Origin of the sequence: Pseudomonas sp. NFIX10, from assembly GCF_900111955.1 — a bacterium.
Taxonomy (GTDB): domain Bacteria; phylum Pseudomonadota; class Gammaproteobacteria; order Pseudomonadales; family Pseudomonadaceae; genus Aquipseudomonas; species Aquipseudomonas fluorescens_AA.
The window spans coordinates 19,300-40,746 of sequence record NZ_FOKH01000020.1 but is presented as its reverse complement, the minus strand read 5'-3'; the positions used below and the strand labels follow the sequence as shown (position 1 = coordinate 40,746).

At 63.7% G+C, this 21,447-nt stretch carries 18 protein-coding genes; 7 read left to right on the top strand and 11 right to left on the bottom strand.

Annotation, left to right across the window (positions count from 1 at the left end):
* Positions 1-59 precede the first annotated feature (59 nt).
* Genes miaA through BM321_RS18495 form a run of 5 tightly spaced genes read right to left on the bottom strand, consistent with a single transcriptional unit; the run spans position 60 to position 6,329 of the window.
* A complete protein-coding gene (gene miaA, locus BM321_RS18515) occupies positions 60-1,031 on the bottom strand; it encodes a tRNA (adenosine(37)-N6)-dimethylallyltransferase MiaA (protein ID WP_092333228.1) in 972 nt (323 codons plus the stop codon).
* Positions 1,031-2,944: a DNA mismatch repair endonuclease MutL gene (gene mutL, locus BM321_RS18510; RefSeq protein ID WP_092443877.1), complete on the bottom strand. Its 1,914-nt coding sequence runs from the start codon at positions 2,942-2,944 to the stop codon at positions 1,031-1,033. The genes miaA and mutL overlap by 1 nt, the downstream gene beginning before the upstream one ends.
* Positions 2,941-4,371, bottom strand: a complete 1,431-nt coding sequence (locus BM321_RS18505; RefSeq protein ID WP_092176170.1) for an N-acetylmuramoyl-L-alanine amidase — start codon at positions 4,369-4,371, stop codon at positions 2,941-2,943. The genes mutL and BM321_RS18505 overlap by 4 nt, the downstream gene beginning before the upstream one ends.
* A gap of 3 nt (positions 4,372-4,374) precedes the next feature.
* Positions 4,375-4,842 carry a tRNA (adenosine(37)-N6)-threonylcarbamoyltransferase complex ATPase subunit type 1 TsaE gene (tsaE, locus tag BM321_RS18500; protein WP_092333232.1) on the bottom strand — a complete coding sequence of 156 codons (468 nt, stop codon included), beginning with the start codon at positions 4,840-4,842 and terminating at the stop codon, positions 4,375-4,377.
* Positions 4,830-6,329 (bottom strand): NAD(P)H-hydrate dehydratase, encoded by a 1,500-nt coding sequence (locus BM321_RS18495; protein ID WP_092443875.1) that lies wholly within the window; start codon positions 6,327-6,329, stop codon positions 4,830-4,832. The genes tsaE and BM321_RS18495 overlap by 13 nt, the downstream gene beginning before the upstream one ends.
* A gap of 63 nt (positions 6,330-6,392) precedes the next feature.
* Between BM321_RS18495 and queG the strand changes: the two genes are divergently transcribed.
* The gene (gene queG / locus BM321_RS18490) at positions 6,393-7,472 is read left to right on the top strand and encodes a tRNA epoxyqueuosine(34) reductase QueG (RefSeq protein ID WP_060739427.1); all 1,080 of its coding nucleotides are present in this window, start codon (positions 6,393-6,395) and stop codon (positions 7,470-7,472) included.
* On the opposite strand, the gene BM321_RS18485 is transcribed toward queG, so the two are convergent.
* Positions 7,454-8,068: a trimeric intracellular cation channel family protein gene (locus BM321_RS18485; RefSeq protein WP_170866829.1), complete on the bottom strand. Its 615-nt coding sequence runs from the start codon at positions 8,066-8,068 to the stop codon at positions 7,454-7,456. The genes queG and BM321_RS18485 overlap by 19 nt on opposite strands.
* Before the next feature lie 244 nt (positions 8,069-8,312).
* Positions 8,313-8,855 carry an oligoribonuclease gene (gene orn / locus BM321_RS18480; protein ID WP_060739428.1) on the bottom strand — a complete coding sequence of 181 codons (543 nt, stop codon included), beginning with the start codon at positions 8,853-8,855 and terminating at the stop codon, positions 8,313-8,315.
* A gap of 109 nt (positions 8,856-8,964) precedes the next feature.
* Between orn and rsgA the strand changes: the two genes are divergently transcribed.
* Positions 8,965-9,996: a small ribosomal subunit biogenesis GTPase RsgA gene (rsgA, locus tag BM321_RS18475; RefSeq protein WP_092443872.1), complete on the top strand. Its 1,032-nt coding sequence runs from the start codon at positions 8,965-8,967 to the stop codon at positions 9,994-9,996.
* 162 nt (positions 9,997-10,158) lie between these two features.
* On the opposite strand, the gene motB is transcribed toward rsgA, so the two are convergent.
* Entirely contained in the window at positions 10,159-11,205 is a 1,047-nt protein-coding gene (gene motB, locus BM321_RS18470; RefSeq protein WP_092443870.1) for a flagellar motor protein MotB, read from the bottom strand.
* Positions 11,206-11,208: 3 nt separating this feature from the next.
* Positions 11,209-12,060 carry a flagellar motor stator protein MotA gene (gene motA, locus BM321_RS18465; RefSeq protein ID WP_092443868.1) on the bottom strand — a complete coding sequence of 284 codons (852 nt, stop codon included), beginning with the start codon at positions 12,058-12,060 and terminating at the stop codon, positions 11,209-11,211.
* A gap of 166 nt (positions 12,061-12,226) precedes the next feature.
* Between motA and BM321_RS18460 the strand changes: the two genes are divergently transcribed.
* The 4 genes from BM321_RS18460 to BM321_RS18445 all read left to right on the top strand — a co-directional run bounded on the left by BM321_RS18460 (position 12,227) and on the right by BM321_RS18445 (position 17,453).
* Complete coding sequence (locus tag BM321_RS18460; RefSeq protein WP_092443866.1) at positions 12,227-13,765, top strand: HDOD domain-containing protein; 1,539 nt, start codon at positions 12,227-12,229, stop codon at positions 13,763-13,765.
* A 42-nt stretch (positions 13,766-13,807) separates the two neighbouring features.
* On the top strand, positions 13,808-14,623 hold the full coding sequence (locus BM321_RS18455) for a rhodanese-like domain-containing protein (protein ID WP_092443864.1): 816 nt from the start codon (positions 13,808-13,810) through the stop codon (positions 14,621-14,623).
* 19 nt (positions 14,624-14,642) lie between these two features.
* Entirely contained in the window at positions 14,643-15,503 is an 861-nt protein-coding gene (gene asd, locus BM321_RS18450) for an archaetidylserine decarboxylase (RefSeq protein ID WP_092443862.1), read from the top strand.
* A gap of 192 nt (positions 15,504-15,695) precedes the next feature.
* Positions 15,696-17,453, top strand: coding sequence for a molecular chaperone (locus BM321_RS18445; RefSeq protein WP_092443860.1), 1,758 nt, complete (start codon positions 15,696-15,698; stop codon positions 17,451-17,453).
* Between the two features lie 85 nt (positions 17,454-17,538).
* On the opposite strand, the gene serB is transcribed toward BM321_RS18445, so the two are convergent.
* Positions 17,539-18,753, bottom strand: coding sequence for a phosphoserine phosphatase SerB (gene serB, locus BM321_RS18440; protein ID WP_092205345.1), 1,215 nt, complete (start codon positions 18,751-18,753; stop codon positions 17,539-17,541).
* 133 nt (positions 18,754-18,886) lie between these two features.
* Here serB and BM321_RS18435 point away from each other — a divergent pair, with 133 nt between their 5' ends.
* Positions 18,887-20,401 (top strand): AhpA/YtjB family protein, encoded by a 1,515-nt coding sequence (locus tag BM321_RS18435; RefSeq protein ID WP_092443858.1) that lies wholly within the window; start codon positions 18,887-18,889, stop codon positions 20,399-20,401.
* A gap of 230 nt (positions 20,402-20,631) precedes the next feature.
* Here the strand turns inward: BM321_RS18435 and BM321_RS18430 are convergent, their stop codons facing one another.
* Complete coding sequence (locus BM321_RS18430; protein WP_092334361.1) at positions 20,632-21,339, bottom strand: PqiC family protein; 708 nt, start codon at positions 21,337-21,339, stop codon at positions 20,632-20,634.
* Between the last annotated feature and the right edge of the window lie 108 nt (positions 21,340-21,447).

The window sequence follows — 21,447 nt, the reverse complement described above, 5'->3', positions numbered from 1 at the left end:
ATCGGAATCAGATGGCTTGGGCCGTCACACCCCCAAGGATAGACGGCAATTGCAAGGACTCAGCTCAATATGGAGATGGTCCCGAGGTATTTCAAGGCGCGTGGCAGATTGTCGCAATCGAGACTGTCGAGCCAATGCAGGTCAGTCCAGCTGCGCAGCCAGGTGAACTGGCGTTTCGCCAATTGGCGCGTGGCAATGATCCCACGCTCCCGCATCTCGGCTGACGTCAGCTTGCCGTCCAGGTAATCCCAGACTTGTCGATAACCTACCGCACGTATAGACGGCAACCCGGCATGCAGGTCACTTCGCGCACGCAGGGCTACGACCTCGTCTATGAACCCCTGTTCCAACATTAGTGTGAATCTTTGTTCAATTCGCCGATGGAGCACTTGCCGGTTCGCCGGAGCGATGGCCAGATTCGCGACAGTATAGGGCAATTGTTGCAGTCCCGAAGCGGCTGCTTCAGTACTTTGCGCAGATTGTCGCTGGCGCAGGGCGGTCATGCTCTGGCCGCTGACCCGATAAACCTCCAGGGCCCGACTGAGCCGCTGCGGGTCATTGGGGTGAATACGCGCCGCCGACTCCGGGTCAATGACCGCCAATTGCTCGTGCAGGGCCTGCCAGCCCAGGCGCGCGGCCTCTTCTTCGATCTGCGCGCGCACCTCGGGATCGGCCGCCGGCATGTCCGCCAGCCCGTCGACCAAGGCCTTGTAATACAGCATCGTTCCGCCCACCAGCAGCGGGATCTTGCCCCGCGCGGTGATTTCGGCCATGGCCTGGAGCGCGTCACGCCGGAAATCGGCCGCCGAATAAGCCTCGGCCGGGTCCAGGATGTCGATCAGGCGGTGGGGAAATTCGGCCAGCAGTTCTTTTGACGGCTTGGCGGTGCCGATATCCATGCCCCGATAGACCAGGGCCGAATCGACACTGATCAACTCGCAGGGCAGGACCTTGGTCAATTCGATGGCCAGGTCGGTCTTGCCGGCGGCGGTCGGCCCCATCAGGAAAATCGCGGGTGGCAACGGGCTCATCAACGACCGCGCAGAAACAGTTTGTCCAGGTCGTCCAGGCCCAGTTGGGTCCAGGTCGGCCGGCCATGGTTGCATTGACCGCTGCGTTCGGTGTTTTCCATGTCCCGCAGCAGACCGTTCATTTCCGGCAGGGCCAGGCGCCGGTTGGCGCGGATCGCGCCGTGGCAGGCCATGGTGCCGAGCAGTTCGTTCAGGTGCGCCTGGATCCGGTCGCTGGTGCCGTATTCCATCAGGTCCGCCAGCACGTCGCTGACCAGGCGATTGGCCTCGGCCTGCTTCAACAAGGCCGGGATCTGGCGGATCGCCAGGGTTTCCGGGCCCAGGCGCTGCAATTCGAAGCCCAGGCGCTGGAACCAGGCCACATGCTCTTCGGCGCAATCGGCTTCGCGCTGGCTAACGGCCAAGGACTCAGGCACCAACAGTGGCTGACCGCTCAGGCCTTCGCTGGCCATGGCGATTTTCAGCCGTTCGTACATGATCCGCTCATGGGCGGCGTGCATGTCCACCAGCACTAAACCCTGGGCATTTTCCGAGAGGATATAAATGCCTTTGAGTTGCGCCAGCGCATAGCCCAGCGGCGGGATATCGCCCTGGCCGTCGGGCAGCGCCGCCGCACCGGCTTCCGGCAAGGGCTTGAAGAACTCGCGATAGGCCGCCTGGGCCTCGGCGGCCGGCACGTTGGATTGCGGGCGCGGGGTGTATTGATACTGATAGCCGCTGCCAGCACCGCTACCGGCCATGTTGTAGCTCGGCTGCGGCTGGGGTTGCTCCAGCAAGGCATTGGCCGCCAGGCGCATCTCGCCCTGGGGTCCGAATTCGCCGGCTTCCAGGCCCGTTGGCCGGACCATGCCAGCCACCGCTGCCGGGGCCGCCAGTTGGTCTTCCGGCCGCACATCGCCCAAGGCGCGGTGCAAGGTGCCGTAGAGGAAATCGTGGACCATGCGCCCGTCACGGAAACGCACCTCATGCTTGGTCGGGTGCACATTGACGTCCACCACCGCCGGATCGACCTCGAAAAACAGCACGAAAGTCGGATGCCGGCCATTGAACAGCACATCGCGATAGGCCTGGCGCACCGCGTGGGCCACCAGCTTGTCGCGCACCGCCCGGCCGTTCACATAGAAGTACTGCAAGTCCGCCTGGCTGCGGGAGAACGTTGGCAAGCCGACCCACCCCCACAGGTGCAGGCCGTTGCGCTCCACCTCGATGGGCAAGGCCTGTTCCAGGAACCCCGCACCGCACACCGCGCCCACGCGCCGGGCGCGGGCGGCATCGTCGTGGGCCTCGTGCAGGCTGAGGATGGTCTTGCCGTTGTGGCGCAAATGGAACGCCACGTCAAAACGCGCCAGGGCCAGGCGTTTGATGACTTCTTGCAGGTGATCGAATTCAGTCTTCTCGGCCTTGAGAAACTTGCGTCGGGCCGGGGTATTGAAGAACAAGTCGCGCACTTCCACCGAAGTGCCCACCGGATGGGCCGCGGGCTGGACGCGAGACGCCATGTCGCGGCCTTCGGTCTCGACCTGCCAGGCCTGCTCGGCATCGCGGGTGCGGGAGGTGAGGGTCAGGCGCGACACCGAACTGATGGACGCCAGCGCCTCGCCCCGGAAGCCCAGGCTCATGACCCGCTCGAGGTCTTCCAGGTCGCGGATCTTGCTGGTGGCATGACGCGCCAGGGCCAGCGGCAGGTCGTCAGAGGGAATCCCGCCACCGTCATCGCGCACCCGCAACAGTTTGACGCCGCCCTGCTCGACATCCACATCGATGCGCCGGGCCCCGGAGTCGAGGCTGTTTTCCAGCAGTTCCTTGATGACCGACGCCGGACGCTCGACCACTTCACCGGCGGCGATCTGGTTCGCCAGCCGAGGGCTGAGCAGTTCGATGCGGGCGGTGTTGCCAATCACTTCGTCACTCATTGCTTGGCCGCCACTTCATTGCCCGGAATGGTCAGGGTCTGGCCAATCTTGAGCTCATCGCTCTTGAGATTGTTGGCGCTGCGCAAGGTGGCGGGCGACACCTGGTAGCGCACGGCAATCATCGCCAGGGTTTCGCCCGGGTTGACGCGGTGATCCCGCGGCCCCTGGGCGATCTTGCCGGAGTCCCGCAGCCAGGCGATGTAGGTGCCCGGCGGTGGGTTCTGCTGGAAGAACTGCCGTACGCCGCTGCTGATGGAGCGGGCCAGGGCCTGCTGATGGCTCGACGTCGACAGTTTCGAGGCTTCGTTGGCGTTGGAGATGAACCCGGTTTCCACCAGGATCGACGGGATGTCCGGCGACTTGAGCACCATGAACCCGGCCTGTTCGACGCGCTGCTTGTGCAGCGGCGTGACACGACCGATGTTGCTCAAGACCTTCTGGCCGACGTTCAGGCTGGAGGTCAACGAAGCGGTCATCGACAAGTCAAGCAAGACACCGGCGAGCATCCGGTCCTTGTCGTCGAGGCTGACGTTGCCGGCACCGCCGATCAGGTCGGAGCGGTTTTCAGTGTCGGCCAGCCAACGGGCGGTCTCGGACGTCGCGCCACGGTCGGACAGGGCAAACACCGAGGCCCCGAACGCTGCCGCCGAAGGTGCGGCGTCGGCGTGAATGGAGACGAACAGGTCGGCGCCTTTCTTGCGGGCGATTTCGGTGCGTCCGCGCAAGGGAATGAAATAGTCACCGGTGCGGGTCAGTTCGGCGCGGAAGCCTTTCATGCCGTTGACCTGGCGCTGCAGTTCCCGGGCGATGGACAGCACCACGTCTTTTTCACGTTGCCCGCGCGAGCCCGAGGCACCCGGGTCTTCGCCACCATGGCCGGCGTCGATCACGACGATGATGTCGCGCTTGCCGGCCGGGGCCGGTGGCAGTTTGAGCGCAGGCTCGGTCGGGGTCACCGGCACTGCCGGCACCGTGGCCACATTGGTTGGCGGCGGTGGCGGTGGCTCGGCATCGGCCGGGTTGTCGAACAGGTCCACCACCAGCCGGTTGCCGTACTGGGCGTTGGGGGCCAGGGTGAAGCTTTTCGGGGTCACGGCTTTTTTCAGGTCGATGACCACCCGCAGGTCGGTCGGCGTACGCTGGGCCGAGCGCATCGCGGTGATCGGCGTGTTGGCGGTAGCGACATTCAGCGGCGCCCCCAGGGTCGCGCCGTTGATGTCGATCACCAGGCGATCCGGGGCGGTCAGGGTGAATACGCTGTGCTGCACCGGCCCCGTCAGGTCAAACACCAGCCGTGTGTTGTCCGGCGCCCGCCAGAGGCGAACGCTGTTGACCTTTGTCTCGGCCACAGCATCGACGGCCAGTGCCGTAAGCAACAGTCCTACGACAGCAACCACCGCGCGAAAGCGCATACCAAACCCCATCATCAATTAGTTTTCCAATGCCAAAGCGGCACACCACGACTCACCACGGGAGCCTTGCGGCGTCAGTTTCAGCGAACGCCCGCCGTTCTGCGCGCCAATGGTAATGGTCAGGTCGGGCTTTGGCAAAAAGCCTGCACCCTTCTGGGGCCATTCGATCAGGCACAAGGCGTCATCTTCGAAATAATCGCGGATGCCGAGGAATTCCAGCTCCTCGGGATCCACCAGTCGATACAGGTCGAAATGGAAGGCGCGAACGTCGCCGATCTCATAGGGCTCGACCAAGGTGAATGTCGGGCTCTTGACTGAACCGACGTGCCCGAGGCCGCGAATGATGCCACGGGACAAGGTGGTTTTCCCCGCGCCGAGGTCGCCTTCGAGAAAAATCAGGCCGTGGCCGGCGGTGATCTGCGCGATGCGGGCGCCAAATTGTGTCATGGCTTGTTCGTCCGCCACGTACAGGGTTACTTCAGACACGGTGAATGCTCCTCCAACAACTGACGAATGGCCGGGATCAGATCGGTCGCCGCCAATCCCCGGCCCGAGCGACCGACCTGGGCACCGGCACTGGCGTGCAGCCAGACCGCCAGGCACGCGGCCTCGAAGCCTTCCATGTCCTGGGCCAGCAAGGCCCCGACCACACCGGCCAGCACATCCCCCAGACCGGCGGTGGCCATGGCCGGATGGCCCTGGCTGCAAACCGCCAGGCGACCGTCCGGGCTGGCGATCAGGCTGCCGGCGCCCTTGAGGATCACCGTGGCGGTGTATTTCTGGCTCAAGGCATGGGCCGCCGCCGGGCGATCGGCCTGCACCTGGGCGGTGGATATCCCCAACAGGCGCGCCGCCTCGCCCGGGTGCGGGGTGATGACGCACTGCTCAGGCAAACGGACATCGCCGCTGCTCAGCAGGTTCAGTGCATCGGCATCCCACACTTGCGGCAGTGGCGCATTGGCCGCCGCCGACAACAGGCTGCGCCCCCAGGCAGCCTGGCCCAGGCCCGGCCCGACCACCAGCACGCTGGCCTGCTGGAGCAAGCCCATCAATTGGTTCGCCGAATGGGTGCCCTGCACCATCACTTCCGGTAAACGCATCAGCGCGGCGGACACATGCTCACTGCGGGTCGCCAGCGAAACCATGCCCGCCCCACAGCGCAGGGCGCTTTCGGCACTCATCTGGATAGCGCCGCCGAAGCCGCGGTCGCCGCCAATCAACAACACATGACCGAACTCGCCTTTGTGGGAAGTGGCGGCACGAGGTGTCAGACGAGGCAGATTGTGGGGCAGGAGCAATCGGGCACAGGCCGGTGCCGTTTCAACGATATCCGGGTCGGCGTGCAGGTCATTGAGCACCAGCTCACCGACCCGGTCCGCCGCTTCGCCGGTGAACAACCCCAGTTTCAAACCAATGAAGGTCACGGTCAGGTCGGCCGCCACCGCCGTGCCCAGCACCCGGCCGGTGTCGGCGCACAACCCCGAAGGGATATCCACCGCCGCGACCGGCAGGCCGCTGACGTTGATCGTATCGATGGCCTGCACATAAGGCTCGCGCACATCGCCATTCAGGCCGGTGCCGAGCAACGCGTCCAATAGCACGCCGCGCAACTCGGCCTCATCCGACCACGGCTCCATCGGCACGCCCACCGCCACGGCCTCGGCATGGGCATTGGCGGCGTCCCCCTGCAATCGCCGGGGCTCGCCCACCGTCAGCACCCGCACCGACCAGCCGGCGCGCCGGGCCAGGGTCGCGACCAGGTAGCCATCGCCGGCATTGTTGCCATGGCCGGCCAGCACGGTCAGCTCGCGGGCGTCAGGCCAGCGTCGGACGATCGCTCGCCAGGTGGCGCGGGCAGCGCGCTGCATCAATTCGAAACCGGCGGTGCCTGCCGCGATCAGTTGAGCATCGAGGGCCCGGACCTGCGCGGCGCTGTACAGCGCGTCGGGAAAATCATCTTTAGTGTGCGGCATGCGTCTTCGGGCTCCGATGTCTGGCAGAATTATACGCATCTCAGCTCCGGTTTCTCTCGCCTCATGCCTGCCATTCCCACAGATCTCCCCGCCCTCGCCCAATCCATCAAGGAATGGGGCCGCGAGCTGGGTTTCCAGCAGGTCGGCATCAGCGGCTTGGACCTGGCCGAGCATGAACAACACCTGCAACGCTGGCTCGAAGCGGGTTACCACGGCGAAATGGACTATATGGGCGCCCATGGCAGCAAACGCTCGCACCCCGAGGAACTGGTGCCGGGCACGCTGCGGGTGGTTTCCCTGCGCATGGATTACTTGCCGGGCGATACGCAAATGGCGCAATTGCTCGGCCAACCGGAAAAAGCCTACGTCTCGCGTTATGCGTTGGGCCGCGATTACCACAAATTGATCCGTAAACGCGTGCAGCAATTGGCGGAAAAAATTCAGGCGGTCATCGGCCCCTTTGGCTACCGCGCCTTTGTCGACAGCGCACCGGTGCTGGAAAAAGCCATCGCCGAACAGGCCGGCCTGGGCTGGATCGGTAAAAACACCCTGGTGTTGAACCGCAAGGCCGGCAGCTATTTCTTCCTGAGCGAGCTGTTTGTCGACCTGCCGCTGCCCATCGACCCGCCCCACGGCACCGAGCATTGCGGAAAATGCACCGCATGCCTGGACATCTGTCCTACGAATGCCTTCGTCGGCCCCTACGTGCTCGATGCTCGCCGTTGTATTTCCTACCTGACCATCGAGCTGAAAAGCGCCATTCCTGAAGAGCTGCGGCCACTGATCGGCAATCGGGTGTTCGGCTGTGACGACTGCCAGATCGTCTGCCCGTGGAACCGCTTTGCCCGACCGTCCGGGGAGAGCGACTTCAAACCGCGGCACAATCTGGACAATGCCGGGTTGGCCGAGCTGTTCATGTGGGACGAAGAGAAATTCCTCAGCAGCACCGAAGGTTCACCGTTGCGCCGTGCCGGTTACGAGCGCTGGCTGCGCAACCTGGCGGTGGGCCTGGGCAATGCGCCGTCAACCATTCCCGTGCTGCAAGCGCTGGAGGCGCGACGCGACTATCCGTCAGAGTTGGTGCGCGAGCACGTAGCGTGGGCGTTGCGCCAACATGCCGAGCGTCAGACCTCGTCGTTGTAGACGAACTTCGGCATTTCCCAGTGAAAGCGAATCGCCAGGAGCCGCAGCAGGAAACCGCCGAACAAGGTGATGAGGATCGCCTGCTCGTTCGGCAATTGCAGGAAGACACACAGCAGATAACACCACGCCGCGGCAAACGAGACGCTGGCATAGAGTTCGCGACGGAAGATCAGCGGAATATCGTTGCAGAAGATGTCCCGCAGGATGCCACCGAACACCCCGGTGATCACCCCACTGACCGACGCCACCAGCATGCCATGGCCCATTTCCAGGGCCGTCATGCAGCCGATCAGGGTGAACGCCACCAAGCCTACGGCGTCGAGCACCAGAAACAGCGAACGTAAATGACGCATCCAGCGCGCCAGGAACACCGTCAGCATCGCCGCCGCGGTGGTCAGCACCAGGTACTCCGGGTGCTTGACCCAGGTGAGCGGGTAATGACCGAGCAGCACGTCGCGCACCGAGCCGCCACCCAGCGCCGTGACACAGGCGATCAGCACCACGCCGAACCAGTCCATGCCCCGCCGCCCGGCAGACAAGGCGCCGGTCATGGCTTCGGCGGTGATGGCGATCAGATAAAGCATCAGCAACATGATGGCGGTCCTTGCAGGAAGGCGCGCAGTCTAGCCAGTTTGGGAAGGCACCAAAAGAGGGCAAGGCCACGATCCCTGCCTAAACACCAGACCCCTGTGGCGAGGGAGCTTGCTCCCGCTCGGCTGCGCAGCAGTCGCAAACCGGACAATGCGGTCTACCTGAAGGACTGTCGGGGCCTGCTTCGCAGGCCAGCGGGAGCAAGCTCCCTCGCCACACAAGCAATCCCGCCCATCGCCGGGGTGCCGGTTAGAACTTGATGAAATGCTTGCGGTAATGCTGCAACTCGGCAATGGACTCGCGAATGTCGTCCAGGGCCAGGTGGGTGCTGCCCTTCTGGAAACTGTCGCGCACTTCTGGTGCCCAGCGGGCGGCCAGCTCCTTGAGGGTGGAGACGTCCAGGTTGCGGTAGTGGAAGTAGCTTTCCAGGGATTTCATGTGGGTATAAAGGAAGCGACGATCCTGGCAGATGCTGTTGCCGCAGATCGGCGACTTGCCCTTGGGCACCCACTGTTCCAGGAAAGCGAGGGTCTGGGCCTCGGCCTCGGCCATGCTGATCTTGCTCTCGCGCACCCGCTGGGTCAGGCCCGAGCCGCCGTGCTGGCGCGTGTTCCACTCGTCCATGCCGGCCAGGACTTCGTCGCTGTGGTGGATCGCGATCACCGGGCCTTCGGCCAGGGTGTTGAGGTCGCTGTCGGTGACGATGGTGGCCATTTCGATGATGACGTCGGTGTCAGGGTTCAGACCGGTCATTTCCAGGTCGATCCAGATCAGGTTCTGCGGGTTTTGCATAGGGAAGCTCCTCGGCGTAGCCACGCAGTTTAGCTTAGGCAGGCCCTTGGGCGTGCTAAACTCGCCGCCGTTTTACCCTATTCGCTGCATTTCTTCATACGGAACACCCATGGCCAAACGCCAACTCAATCGTCGTCAGAACTGGCGCATCGAAAAGATCCAGGGCGAGCGCGCCGCCCGCGCCGCCAAACGCGAATCCAGTGCTGTCGAAGCCCTGGAGGGTGGCGACCTGGGCCCTGAACAGACCGGCCTGGTGATCGCCCACTTCGGCGTGCAGGTCGAGGTCGAGGCCCAGGAAGGCGAACTGGCCGGCCAAGTGTTCCGCTGCCACTTGCGCGCCAACCTGCCGGCGCTGGTGACGGGCGACCAGGTGGTCTGGCGGGCCGGCAACCAAGGCATCGGCGTGATCGTCGCGCAGTTGCCGCGCCACACCGAGCTGTGCCGGCCGGACAGCCGAGGCCAGCTCAAGCCCGTGGCCGCCAACGTCGACATGATCGTCATCGTGTTCGCCCCGTTGCCCGAGCCCCACGCCAACCTGATCGACCGTTACCTGGTGGCCGCCGAACACGCGGGTATCCGTCCGTTGCTGCTGCTCAACAAGTTCGACCTGATCGACGAACACAACGCCCCGGCGCTGAACGCCCTGCTGTCGGTCTATCGGGATCTGGGTTACCCGGTGCTGGAGGTCTCGGCCCATCACGGCAACGGCATGGAGCAGTTGCAACAGCAACTGGACGGGCGCATCAGTGTGTTCGTCGGCCAGTCTGGCGTCGGCAAGTCTTCGCTGGTCAACAGCCTGCTGCCGGAAGTCGAGGCACGCGTCGGGCCGTTGTCCGAGCTGTCCGGCCAGGGCACCCACACCACCACCACCGCGCGGCTGTTCCACTTCCCTGGCGGCGGTGAATTGATCGACTCGCCGGGTATCCGCGAATTCGGCCTGGGCCACGTCAGCCGGGCCGATGTCGAAGCCGGGTTCATCGAGTTCAACGAGCTGATCGGCACCTGCCGCTTCCGCGACTGCAAGCACGACCGCGAACCCGGTTGCGCCCTGCTCAAGGCCCTGGAAGAAGGTCGCGTGCATCAGCAACGGATGAACAGCTACCGCTCGATCATCGCCAGCCTGCCGGAAAGCAGTTACTGAGCTGAAAGGAAGGGAAGCCGGACACAGTTGTGGCGAGGGGATTTATCCCCGCTGGGGCGCGAAGCGCCCCCTCCCTTTCGTACCCCTGTAGGCATAGGGGGCTGCTACGCAGCCCAACGGGGATAAATCCCCTCGCCACAGGTCCATCGACAAACCTTCAGGTCACTGCGCCGGCGGCGCGGCCGGTTTCGGCGCGGCATCGTCGAACAGGTTCAGCCGCTCGCGCAGCTCGTGGGCCGGTACGGGTTGCTGGTCAGCCGGCAACGCATTCGGATCGACCGCCGCGCCAGGTGTGGAGGTCGGAGCAGGCGCTTCACCCGGCGCCCCCTCGCCTGGAACCGGATCGGGCGCCGGATCGTCGGTTTGCGAGCCCTCGATGGCCTTCTGCGCCTTCTTGGTCAACACCACGATATCGATACGCCGGTTGACCGGGTTGAACGGGTTCTTGCGGTCGAACAGCGCCGAAGACGCATAACCGACCACCCGCGCCACCTGCTCGTCCGGATAGCTGCCGGCCACCAGGGCGCGACGGGCCGCGTTGGCGCGGTTGGCGGAGAGCTCCCAGTTACCGTAGTCACCCTTGCCGATGTAGGGTTTGGCATCGGTATGGCCACTGATGCTGATCTTGTTCGGCACCGCCTTGATGGTGTCGGCCATGGCCAGCAGGATGTCCTCGAAATACGGCTTCAGGCGCGCGCTGCCGGAGTCGAACATCGGCCGGTTCTCGGCGTCCATGATCTGGATGCGCAAGCCGTTCGGGGTGATTTCGAACAGGATCTGGTCCTTGAATTTCTGCAGCTGCGGGTTCTCTTCGACCTTGTTCTGCAATTCCTGCAACAGCAGTTCCAGGCGCTCGCGCTCGACCTGTTCGGCCATGCCTTCGACCTGCTCGGCATCCACCGTCACCTTGTCAGGCTGGGGCTGGGACTTGACCTCGGGGTTGAGGGTGTTTTCCGGGGCCAGGGTCGGCGAGCCGCCCAGGTCGATGATGTAGGGCGTGCCGCTTTCGGAAAAGCCGACCGGGTCCTTGAAGTAACCGGCGATGGCGATCTTCTGCTCCGGGGTCGCCGTGGACAGCAACCACAGCACCAGGAAGAACGCCATCATCGCCGTGGCGAAGTCGGCAAAGGCAATTTTCCAGGCACCGCCATGGTGCCCGCCGGCAATGCGCTTGACGCGCTTGACGATGATCGGCTGGTTATTTTCCATGATTTAGCGACCGCGAACCGCTTGTTCCAGCTCGGCGAAGCTTGGACGGTGCGCCGGGTACAGGACCTTGCGCCCGAACTCCACCGCCAACGATGGCGGCATGCCCGAGGCCGAGGCCACCAGGGAAGCCTTGATGGCCTCGTAGACGTTGAGTTCTTCCTTGGCGTCATGGGCCAGGGAGGTGGCCAGCGGCCCGAAGAAACCATACGCCGCCAAGATACCGAAGAAGGTACCCACCAGGGCCGCCCCCACGTGCAGGCCGATGGACTTCTGGTCACCGTCGCCCAGGGAAGCCATGGTCACCACGATCCCCAGTACCGCCGCGACGATACCGAAGCCAGGCATCGCGTCGGCGATCCCGGTGACCGCGTGGGAGGGATGCTCCAGGTCTTCCTTGAGACTGTACAGCTCCATATCGAACAGGCCTTCGAGCTCGTGGGGGGCCATGTTGCCGGACGACATGATGCGCAGGTAATCGCAGATGAACGCCGTCATGCGGGCGTCCTTGAGCACAGCCGGGTACTTGGCGAAAATCGGGCTGGCGGCGGCGTCTTCGATGTCGCCTTCGATCGCCATCATGCCTTCGCGGCGGCTCTTGTTGAGGATCTCGTAGATCAGCCCCAGCACCTCGAGGTAGAAGGTGTGGCTAAAGCGCGAACTGAACATGCCCAGGGATTTCTTGAGCACGTGCATCGTCATATAGCCAGGGTTGGCCTGCAGGAATGCACCGAGGGCCGCGCCACCGATGATCATGACCTCGAAAGGTTGGATCAGGGCGGCAATCTTGCCATGGGAGAGCACGTATCCGCCGAGCACGCTCGCGAACACGACAATGATGCCGATAATTTTAGCCATAGATAGAAAGTACTTATTTAAGTCGGGTTCAAGGTCATATTCGGAAGCTGAAAAATCTCTTCTTCTACTTATCGGCAAAACTGCGCCAGACTATAGGCTGTTCTGGCGAAAAGCCAATTTGCCCCGTTCCGGGCGTAGAGAATTCATACGATGATCACGTCCAGCCATGACTAACGAAACCAAGGTTCCAACGCCCCGACCGAGCACCCTCGAAGGTTGGGTGAAGTTGCTCAAAGGCGTGCATCTGCCGGTGCCCCAGGCCAGCCACGACCTGGTCTGCAAGGCCCTCGCCGACAGCCGTCGCTCCTTGCGCGACATCGCCGACCTGATGCAGGACAGCCCCGCCCTGGCCCTGAGCGTCATCCGCGAGGCCAACCATCACATCCATGGCAGCCTTGCAGAACCTGCGGAAAACCTCGAAGTGGCCATCAACCGCCTCGGCCTCAAGCGTACCGAGGAACTGCTCGCCCGCCTGCCGTCGTTGCCGGAGCATGAAATACCCATCGCCTTGCGCCAGTTGCAATTGATCAGCCAGCACGCCACGCAACAGGCCAATGGTTTTTTTGCCAGCCGCCTGGCGCGGCTGTGGCAAGACATACACTGGGGCAGCCTGTTGTTCCTGTCACCGCTCTGGCCCCTGGCCCTGACCCATCCACGCTTGCTCGGGGAATGGGAACTGCGGGTCGTTCATAAAGGCGAGCCCGCGCCCAAGGTAGAGCGCGAACTGTTCGGTGTCAGCCTGCTGGAAATCTGCCTGGCTCTGGTGGAAACCTGGCGTTTGCCCATCTGGGTGGCGCAAGGTTATCGCCTGCTGCTCAATGAACGCCGCGAGCTGGGGAAAGTCCTGCGCATCGCCCGGGACAGCGAACACCCCCTGCGCCAGCAGAATCGCCTGGACGACGACCCGATCCTGCGACGCTGGCTCAACCAGCCGGCCAACACCGTATTGCTGGCCAACGGCCTGGCACTTGCCGCACAACAGGCCTGGGACAGCCCCGCGCTCACCCGCTGGCAGTACCTCACCAGTTTGTATCTGCAGATGTCGATGGATGAGGTCCAGCAACAGCTGCACCAACAAGCGGCCAACAGCGCCCACCATCACGCCATGCCGGACCTCTGGCACCCGGCCGTGGCGCTGATCTGGCCCTCGGGCAGCCGCCGCATCCACCCCGGCTTGCTGCCCGCCGCCCCGCCCAGCGCCCAAGACCTGAGCCAGTGGCGCAAGCAATGCTCCGCCATGCTGGTGGAGCCGAGCCCCTTCCGCAATGCCATGCACCTGACCACCTCGGCACGGGACGTCCTGGTGGCCTGTGGCATGCGTCGAGTCATGATCCTGATGGCCGACCGCAGCCAGGCCAGCGTGCGCGTGCACCAGACCGCCGGCCTGCCCAAGGAAGCCGCGGCCATGAGCTTTACCATCAGCCAGAGCAAAATATTGCAACGGTTACTGGCCCAGCAGGCCCAGGTTCGCCTGAACCCGGACAACAACGCGCAGTTTTCGGCACTACTGCCGCCGGGCCTGCGCAGCCTGTTCCGGGGTGAGCACCTGCTGTTGCGCTCACTGACCTGCAATGGCCGGGTGATCATGCTGGTGGTGGTGGACCAGGGCGGCGGGCCGTTCTCGGATATCACCGTGCAAGCCTTCGGCAAAACCGTGCAATGCATCGAAAGGGCCCTGCATACCTTTACCAACCGCGGTCGCTGAACTTGCTACAATCCTTTCCCTTTGCGCCCCTGGAGACCTCACATGCCTGACTTCTCTGGCTTGCCGCTGGTGATCGAGCCGAGCGAACTGCTGCCGCGCCTCGACGCCCGCGAACTGATTCTGGTGGACCTGACCAGCGCCGCGCGCTACAGCACCGGGCACATCCCCGGCGCACGTTTCGTCGACCCCAAGCGCACCCAGCTCGGCCAGCCGCCGGCACCGGGCCTGTTGCCGACCAAAACCGACCTGGAAACCCTGTTCGGCGAGCTTGGGCATAACCCGGACGCGGTCTACGTGGTCTACGACGACGAAGGCGGCGGCTGGGCCGGGCGCTTTATCTGGCTGCTGGACGTGATCGGCCACTCGAACTATCACTACCTCGACGGCGGCCTGCTGTCCTGGCTGGACGAAAGCCTGCCAATGTCCGTCGATGTTCCGGCACCGGTTGCCGGCCCGGTGCCGCTGACGTTGCACGATGCCCCCACCGCCACCCGCGAATACCTGCAAAGCCGCCTCGGTGCCGCCGACCTGGCCATCTGGGATGCGCGCGGCCCGCTGGAATACTCCGGCGAGAAAGTCGTCGCAGCCAGGGGCGGACATATTCCAGGGGCGGTCAATTTCGAATGGACCGCCGGCATGGACCCGGCGCGCAACCTGCGCATTCGCAAGGATATGCCGCAGATCCTCGAACGATTGGGCATCACGCCCGACAAAGAAATCATCACCCACTGCCAGACTCACCACCGCTCTGGCTTCACCTACCTGGTGGCCAAGGCGCTCGGTTATCCACGAGTCAAAGGCTATGCCGGTTCCTGGGGCGAATGGGGCAACCATCCCGACACGCCCATCGAGCTTTGAAGGTTCTTAAGGACAGTTAATGAAAAACCGTTTGTTCATCCTCACTCAATACCTGCTGCCCCACCACCTGCTGTCGCGGTTGGCCGGCTGCATTGCCGAATGCCGCGTGCGCTGGTTCAAGAATGCCTTCACCGCGTGGTTCGCCAAGCGCTATCAAGTGGACATGTCCCAGGCCCTGGTGGAAGACCTGACCGCGTATGAGCACTTCAACGCCTTCTTCACCCGCGCCCTGAAAGACGGCGCGCGGCCGCTGGACGAGACCCCGGGGGCTATCCTCAGCCCCGCCGACGGCGCCGTCAGCCAGCTCGGCCCGATCGAGCACGGCCGGGTGTTCCAGGCCAAGGGCCACAGCTTCAGCGTGCTGGAGCTGCTGGGCGGTGACGCGGCCAACGCAGCGCCGTTCATGGGCGGCGATTTCGCCACCATCTACCTGTCCCCCAAGGACTACCACCGCGTGCACATGCCATTGACCGGCACCCTGCGGGAGATGGTCTACATCCCCGGGCGGATTTTCTCGGTCAACCAGACCACTGCCGAAAACGTTCCGGAGCTGTTCGCCCGCAACGAGCGCGTAGCGTGCATTTTCGACACCGAGCGCGGGCCGATGGCCGTGGTGCTGGTGGGCGCGATGATCGTGGCCTCCATCGAAACCGTCTGGGCCGGGCTGGTGACGCCACCCAAGCGTGAGCTGAAAACCTTCCGTTACGACGAAGCCGCCCGCGCGCCGATCCATCTGGAAAAAGGCGCCGAACTGGGACGCTTCAAACTGGGTTCGACCGCCATCGTGCTGTTCGGTCCAGGCCAGGTGAAATGGGCCGAAGACCTGGTGGCCGGGTCGCCCGTGCAGATGGGCCAGAGCCTGGCACTGCCCAAAGGCTGAATAAAAGATCAAATGTGGGAGCGAGCTTGCTCGCGATGGCGATGTAACGGTCACCTCGATGGCGACTGACCTGGCGTCATCGCGAGCAAGCTCGCTCCCACAGGGTATCCAGCATAGATAGCGCACCTCCTTCGGCTACAACTGCTAGAGTTGGAACATCACGTTTATTTCCCGCCGGAGCCCGTACACGGCATGAATGAGACCAGCCCTCTCCAGCGATTGCGCGTCCTGACCCCGACACAATCACGCCTGTCGTTCTGCGACGCTACGCCACGGGACCTCAAGCGCTGGATCGCCAACCTGCCCAAGGCCAACATCGGCGAAACGGCCCGCCTGCTGTACCAGGCCCTGGGCGAACTCAACCAACTGCTCACGCCCAGCGACAATCGCCTGCAACTGCTCGAACTGCTGCGGCCCGAGGTGTACTACGTCTGCAAGCACCTGGAGCGGCACTTCCTGCAACAAGCCATCGTGCTGGATGAACGCTCGCGCAAGATCGTCAACCTGTGCCAGGCCCTGCAAACCCAACTGGCCATGGGCTACAAACAGATCGTGGCGCGTATCGCGTCGAAATACACCAAGGACCGGGCCCGCCTGCTGAGCACCGCGCTGCAACGGGCGATGCATGCCCTCAACGGCCCGCTGCTGCGTGCCAGCCAGCTCTACAGTCCAGTGCCCGAGGGGTTGTGGCTGGATTTGCATCAGTTGTACCGGATCGCCTGCCTGCACCGCTTGCAACACCTGAGCGTGAGCGACGAGCTGGCCAGCCAGGTTCATCAACTGAACGCCGAGCAAACCTATGTCGTCGCCCTGCTGCTGGGCGCGTCACGCAGCAATCAATTGCGCCAGAGCCAGATCGGGCGACTGACCGAGGTGCTCGAATCCTGGAGCCAGTGGGTCAAGCTGGACCCTGCCACCGCTGCCAGCAGCCTGTTCGCCGTCGCTCCAGAGCTGGATGTCGGGCCACGCTACCGCTCCAAGTTCCGGGCCGAACAGCAGCCAACCTTACAGGGCTTCGATCCCCAGCCACTGGTGCGTGCAATCGCCACTCACCTGGAACAACCTGCCGATAATACGTTGCCAGTCCCTGGTGGCATGAGCGTCGACACTTTGCATCACCTGCAAGCCGCCTGGGGCGAAGCGGCTGAACGCAGCTTCCAGCGCACCGAGGGCAACGGCACGCTGACCCTGTGCGTGGGCATGAGTGCGCTGCACTACTACCTTGGCGGCGAGCGCTCGTTCAACGAAATCCTGAAAAGCCCCGCCACCCGCAAGGCCCGCTTCGAAGCCTCGCCGAGCAAGACAAACGACACCTGGAAGCAAGCGTTCGACGCCGCCCCCGCCGGCGACAGCGACCTGCTGCCCTATGAAGAAATCGAGTACCCGGTCAACCCGGCCGATGACGATGGCACCAGCTCCGACAACCAGCATCACTTCCCCACCTACGACCTGCCGATCATCAACCACAGCCCTGGCGGCTATTGCCTCGGTTGGCCCAAGGAGGTGCCGGAACAACTGCAAGCCGGGGAAATGATCGGCATCCGCGACAGCAGCGACCAAGCCTGGAGCGTCGCCGTGGTGCGCTGGATCCGCCAAGTGCGCAACGGCGCCATGCAAATGGGCATCGAACTGGTCGCCCCCCATGCCCAGCCTTGCGGGCTGCAACTGGTCCGGGAAAACGAGCACGGTCACTACCTGCGCGGGCTGTTGCTCCCCGAGATCAGCGCCATTGACCTGCCCCCGACCATGATCGCCCCACGCCTGCCCTTCCAGGAGGGCCAGCGGGTGTTGATCAATACCAACGGCCAGGAACGCCGCGCCGGCCTGGACCGCCGGGTGACCAGCACCCACAGCTTCAACCAGTTTTCCTATCACCCGGAAGATTCGGGAGCCACCGAGGAGAGCGGCGACCAGGAAGGGAATTTTGATTCGTTGTGGAAATCGCTTTGAACAGTCAACACACAACCCTTTGTGGCGAGGGGATAAATCCCCTCGCCACAGATAAATGCCTCCAAAAGATTGCGACAGACTCGAATCAGAGCTGCCCGTCACGATCCCTGAAGCCCAGCAAGTACAACACCCCATCCAGCCCCAGGGTGGAAATCGCTTGCCTAGCCGACTGCTTGACCAGCGGCTTGGCGCGGAATGCCACGCCCAGGCCCGCGATCGCCAGCATCGGCAGGTCGTTGGCGCCGTCGCCCACGGCGATGGTCTGCTCCAGGCGCAGGCCTTCCTTTTCAGCCAGTTCACGCAGCAGGTCGGCCTTGCGCTGGGCATCGACGATCGGCTCGACGGCCACGCCGGTGACCTTGCCGTCCACCACTTCCAACTCGTTGGCGAATACGTAGTCGATACCGAGCTTGGCCTGCAACTGCTTGGCGAAGTAGGTGAAGCCGCCGGACAGGATGGCGGTCTTGTAGCCCAGGCGCTTGAGTTCGGCGAACAGGGTTTCGGCGCCTTCGGTCAGGCGCAGGGAGGCGCCAATGGAATCCAGCACGCTGACATCCAGCCCCTTGAGCAGCGCCAGGCGCTCCTTGAAGCTGGCACGGAAATCCAGCTCGCCGGCCATGGCTCGCTCGGTGATGGCCGAGACCTTGTCGCCCACGCCGGCCGCCTTGGCCAGTTCGTCGATGACCTCGGCCTCGATCAGTGTCGAGTCCATGTCGAACACCGCCAGGCGGCGGTTGCGGCGGAACAGCGAATCTTCCTGGAAGGCAATGTCGACGTTCAGTTCCTGGGCCACGCTGAGGAATTCCGCACGCAACGCCTGGGGATCGGCCGGCTCGCCGCGCACCGAAAACTCGATACAGCCCTTGCCCTTGTCGGCCGGGGTGTCCAGCGGCATGCGCCCGGACAGGCGGTCGATGTGGTCGATGTTCAGGCCATATTGGGCGGTGATCGAGCTGACGCGCTGCAACTGCTCGGCGGTGACCTTGCGAGTCAACAGGGTCACGATATGGCGCTTCTTGCCCTGGCCGGCCACCCAATGCTGGTAATCGTCCTCGGACACCGGGGTGAAGCGCACCTGCTGGTCGAGCTTGTAGGCGGTGAACAGGATGTCCTTGAGCACGGACTTGCTTTGTTCGGCGTCCGGGATTTCAACCAGGATGCCGAACGACAGCGTGTCATGGATCACCGCCTGACCGATGTCGAGAATGTTCACACCACCCTGGGCCAGAACGCCGGTAATGGCCGCAGTCAGACCCGGACGGTCGCTGCCAGTGATGTTTATCAGGACGATTTCGCGCAAGGCGCACCCCCGCAGGTGGAAAAAAACCGCATTCTACCCACATTCAGTGACCATCGGGCACCGCCAGTGCTTTGCCGGCCATGGGCCTGTCGCTATACTGCGCGTCAATTTCACGGACAAAGAGCCGAGCTCAGTGAACCGGCCCACGCCAGTCAAAACCGACAACTTCTTCCTGCTGATCTTCCGTGCACTGCGCCACCGTCGTGTGCCGATCGCATTGCGCATTGCCAGCCATAACGTGATCCTGGTCGCCCTGGCCCTGGTCATCTATGCCTGTGTGATGGGTTTGCAGTTCAAGCAGGCGATGCACGAGCAGGCCGATGCCCTGGGTGAAAGCCTGACCACCCAGACCGCCACGTCCGCCACCGAGCTGCTGGTGTCCAACGACATCCTCAGCCTCAACGTGCTGCTCAACAACCTGACCAAGAACAAGCTGGTGGCCCACGCCGCCATCTACAGCGTGGACAACCGCATCCTCGCCGAGGCCGGCCAGCGGCCCAAGCCTGGCCTGCTGGGCGAGTCCGGCGGCATGTACCAGAGCAAGATCACCTTCCAGGACGTGACCGCCGGGCAACTGCGCATCAGCCTGGACATGGACCAGTTCCAGCAACCGATGACCATCAGCCTGCAAAGCATGGGCATCCTCAGCGCGATCCTGCTGGCCCTGGCACTGGCCCTGAGCCTGCGCCTGGGGCGGCACATCTCCACACCGCTGCTGCAATTGCGCGTCTGGCTGCGAGACATCGACGAACACACGCCGGCCACCCAGCGCCAGGACGAGATCGGCGACCTGGCCCGGCAACTGCACGCCAGCTTCGCCCCGGAACCCGAGCCCCAGCCGGAACCTGAAGACCTCGACTACACGGACGACGATGCCGAGCCAGGCTTCGAAGTGCGTAATCTGCGCGACCCGGGTTTCGACGAAAGCCAGCCGATGCCGGCCTCCAAACCGGCCCCACGCCACGTGGTGCGCGCGGTAGAGGACGAGGAAGACGACGACGCCTTCGCCGACCTGCGTGACGAGTCGATCGATGGGGCACCCCGGCAGGTCGCCAAGCCTGTGGCCTCGAACCTGCCCCAGCACAGCGCCGTACTGGCCGTGCAACTGGGCGCCCAGGATCAACTGCGTCGCCTGCCCCAGGCGCGCCTGAAGGAGTTGCTCGAGCGCTACCGCGACTGCCTCGACCAGGCCGCATCGCTCTATCAGGGCGAATTGCACACCTTGAACGACGGTAGCACGCTGATGCTGTTCCACACCGAGGACAGCGGCGACGACTACCTGACCAATGCCATTTGCTGCGGTGAGTTGCTGCGCGCCCTGGGTCACCAGTTGCAGATCGAAGTCGCCGACAGCGGCATCACCCTGCAACTGCAGTTGGGCCTGACCTTGGGCGATGGCTTGTTCGGCTTGAGCCAGATCGACCTGCTGCTGACCGAAACCGCCCAGGACGCCCTGGCGCTGTCGCAACACAGCCGCAACCTGCTGCTGGTGGAGCGCAAGATCAACGACGACGCCCTGATCCGCCAGCGCGCGCGCATCCGCCCCATCGCCAGCCCCGAAGGCGCGTGTTGCGTGGAGCGCTTGATGGAGCCTTATCCATCGATGCTGGAGCGGCAGTTGGCGCGGATGCATGAGCGCCAGGCCTGAGTCCCGGAACATGAAATAACGAAGCCCGCAGATGAGGGATTGTCTGCGGGCTTTTTGTTGCCTGGGCCGGCCTCATCGCGAGCAAGCTCGCTCCCACAGGGGTCTGACCTCAGGCTTAGCGTGGGAGCGAGCTTGCTCGCGATGAGGCCGGCCCAGGCACGAGAGATCCAACCGGCAGAAACGACAAAGCCCGCATCAACGCGGGCTTTGTCGTGTATACGGTCCACTATTCAGAACCTGAACACTTCCATGTCGGTACGAATCGGCAAGGCCATGGGAATCTTGTCCTTTTCCTTTTCTACCGGTTTGGCCGGGGCTGTCGTGGCCTTGCGAGGCACTTCGGCGGCGACAGGCGGCTGGTTGGCCAGGGGCTTGAGCGACACCGACAGCTGTTCGGCCAGGCGTTGCAGGAGCACGCCCTGGGCCTGGACCTGTGCCGCGGTGGTGCCGGCATGTTGCTCTTGCAGATGAACGATGCGGTTCTCACGCACCTTGCCACGACGGTCGATCAACCGCCATTGGGCATCGAGCACGGCCGGCTGGGCTTTACCCGAGTCCAGGCGGGTAATCGACAGCAGTACCTGCACATCCGGGGTGAAACCCTGGGTCGCCGGTGCCAGCACCACGCGCTGGCTGTCCAGGTGCCCGGCGAGCTGGCGCAACAGCAACTGATCTATATCAGAGGACAGGCTGCCGGCCCAACGGCCGTCAGTGGCGGCTTGCAGGCTGCCGTCCGGTTGGCGTTGCAACAAGGTTTCACGCTGCAGGTAATCAGCGATCAGAACCGGGCCGAGCAATACGGCCATGCCTGTGCTTTGCGCAGGCTGGGCCGGGGTGCCGCTGTCCAGTTGGTACAGCGACACCGGCTGGTTCATGCTGCAGCCCGCCAGGCCAAGCAGGCCGGCGAGCCACAAAATAGGGAGGCGCAGAGCAGTCATCGTTCCGTCCAGGTGGCAGCCACAAGGCTTGCCACAGTGAAAAAATACTCGGTCAATGTGAAGAACGCTCGGCTACGCCGGCGCTTGAAAGGGCCTATCATCCGTGAA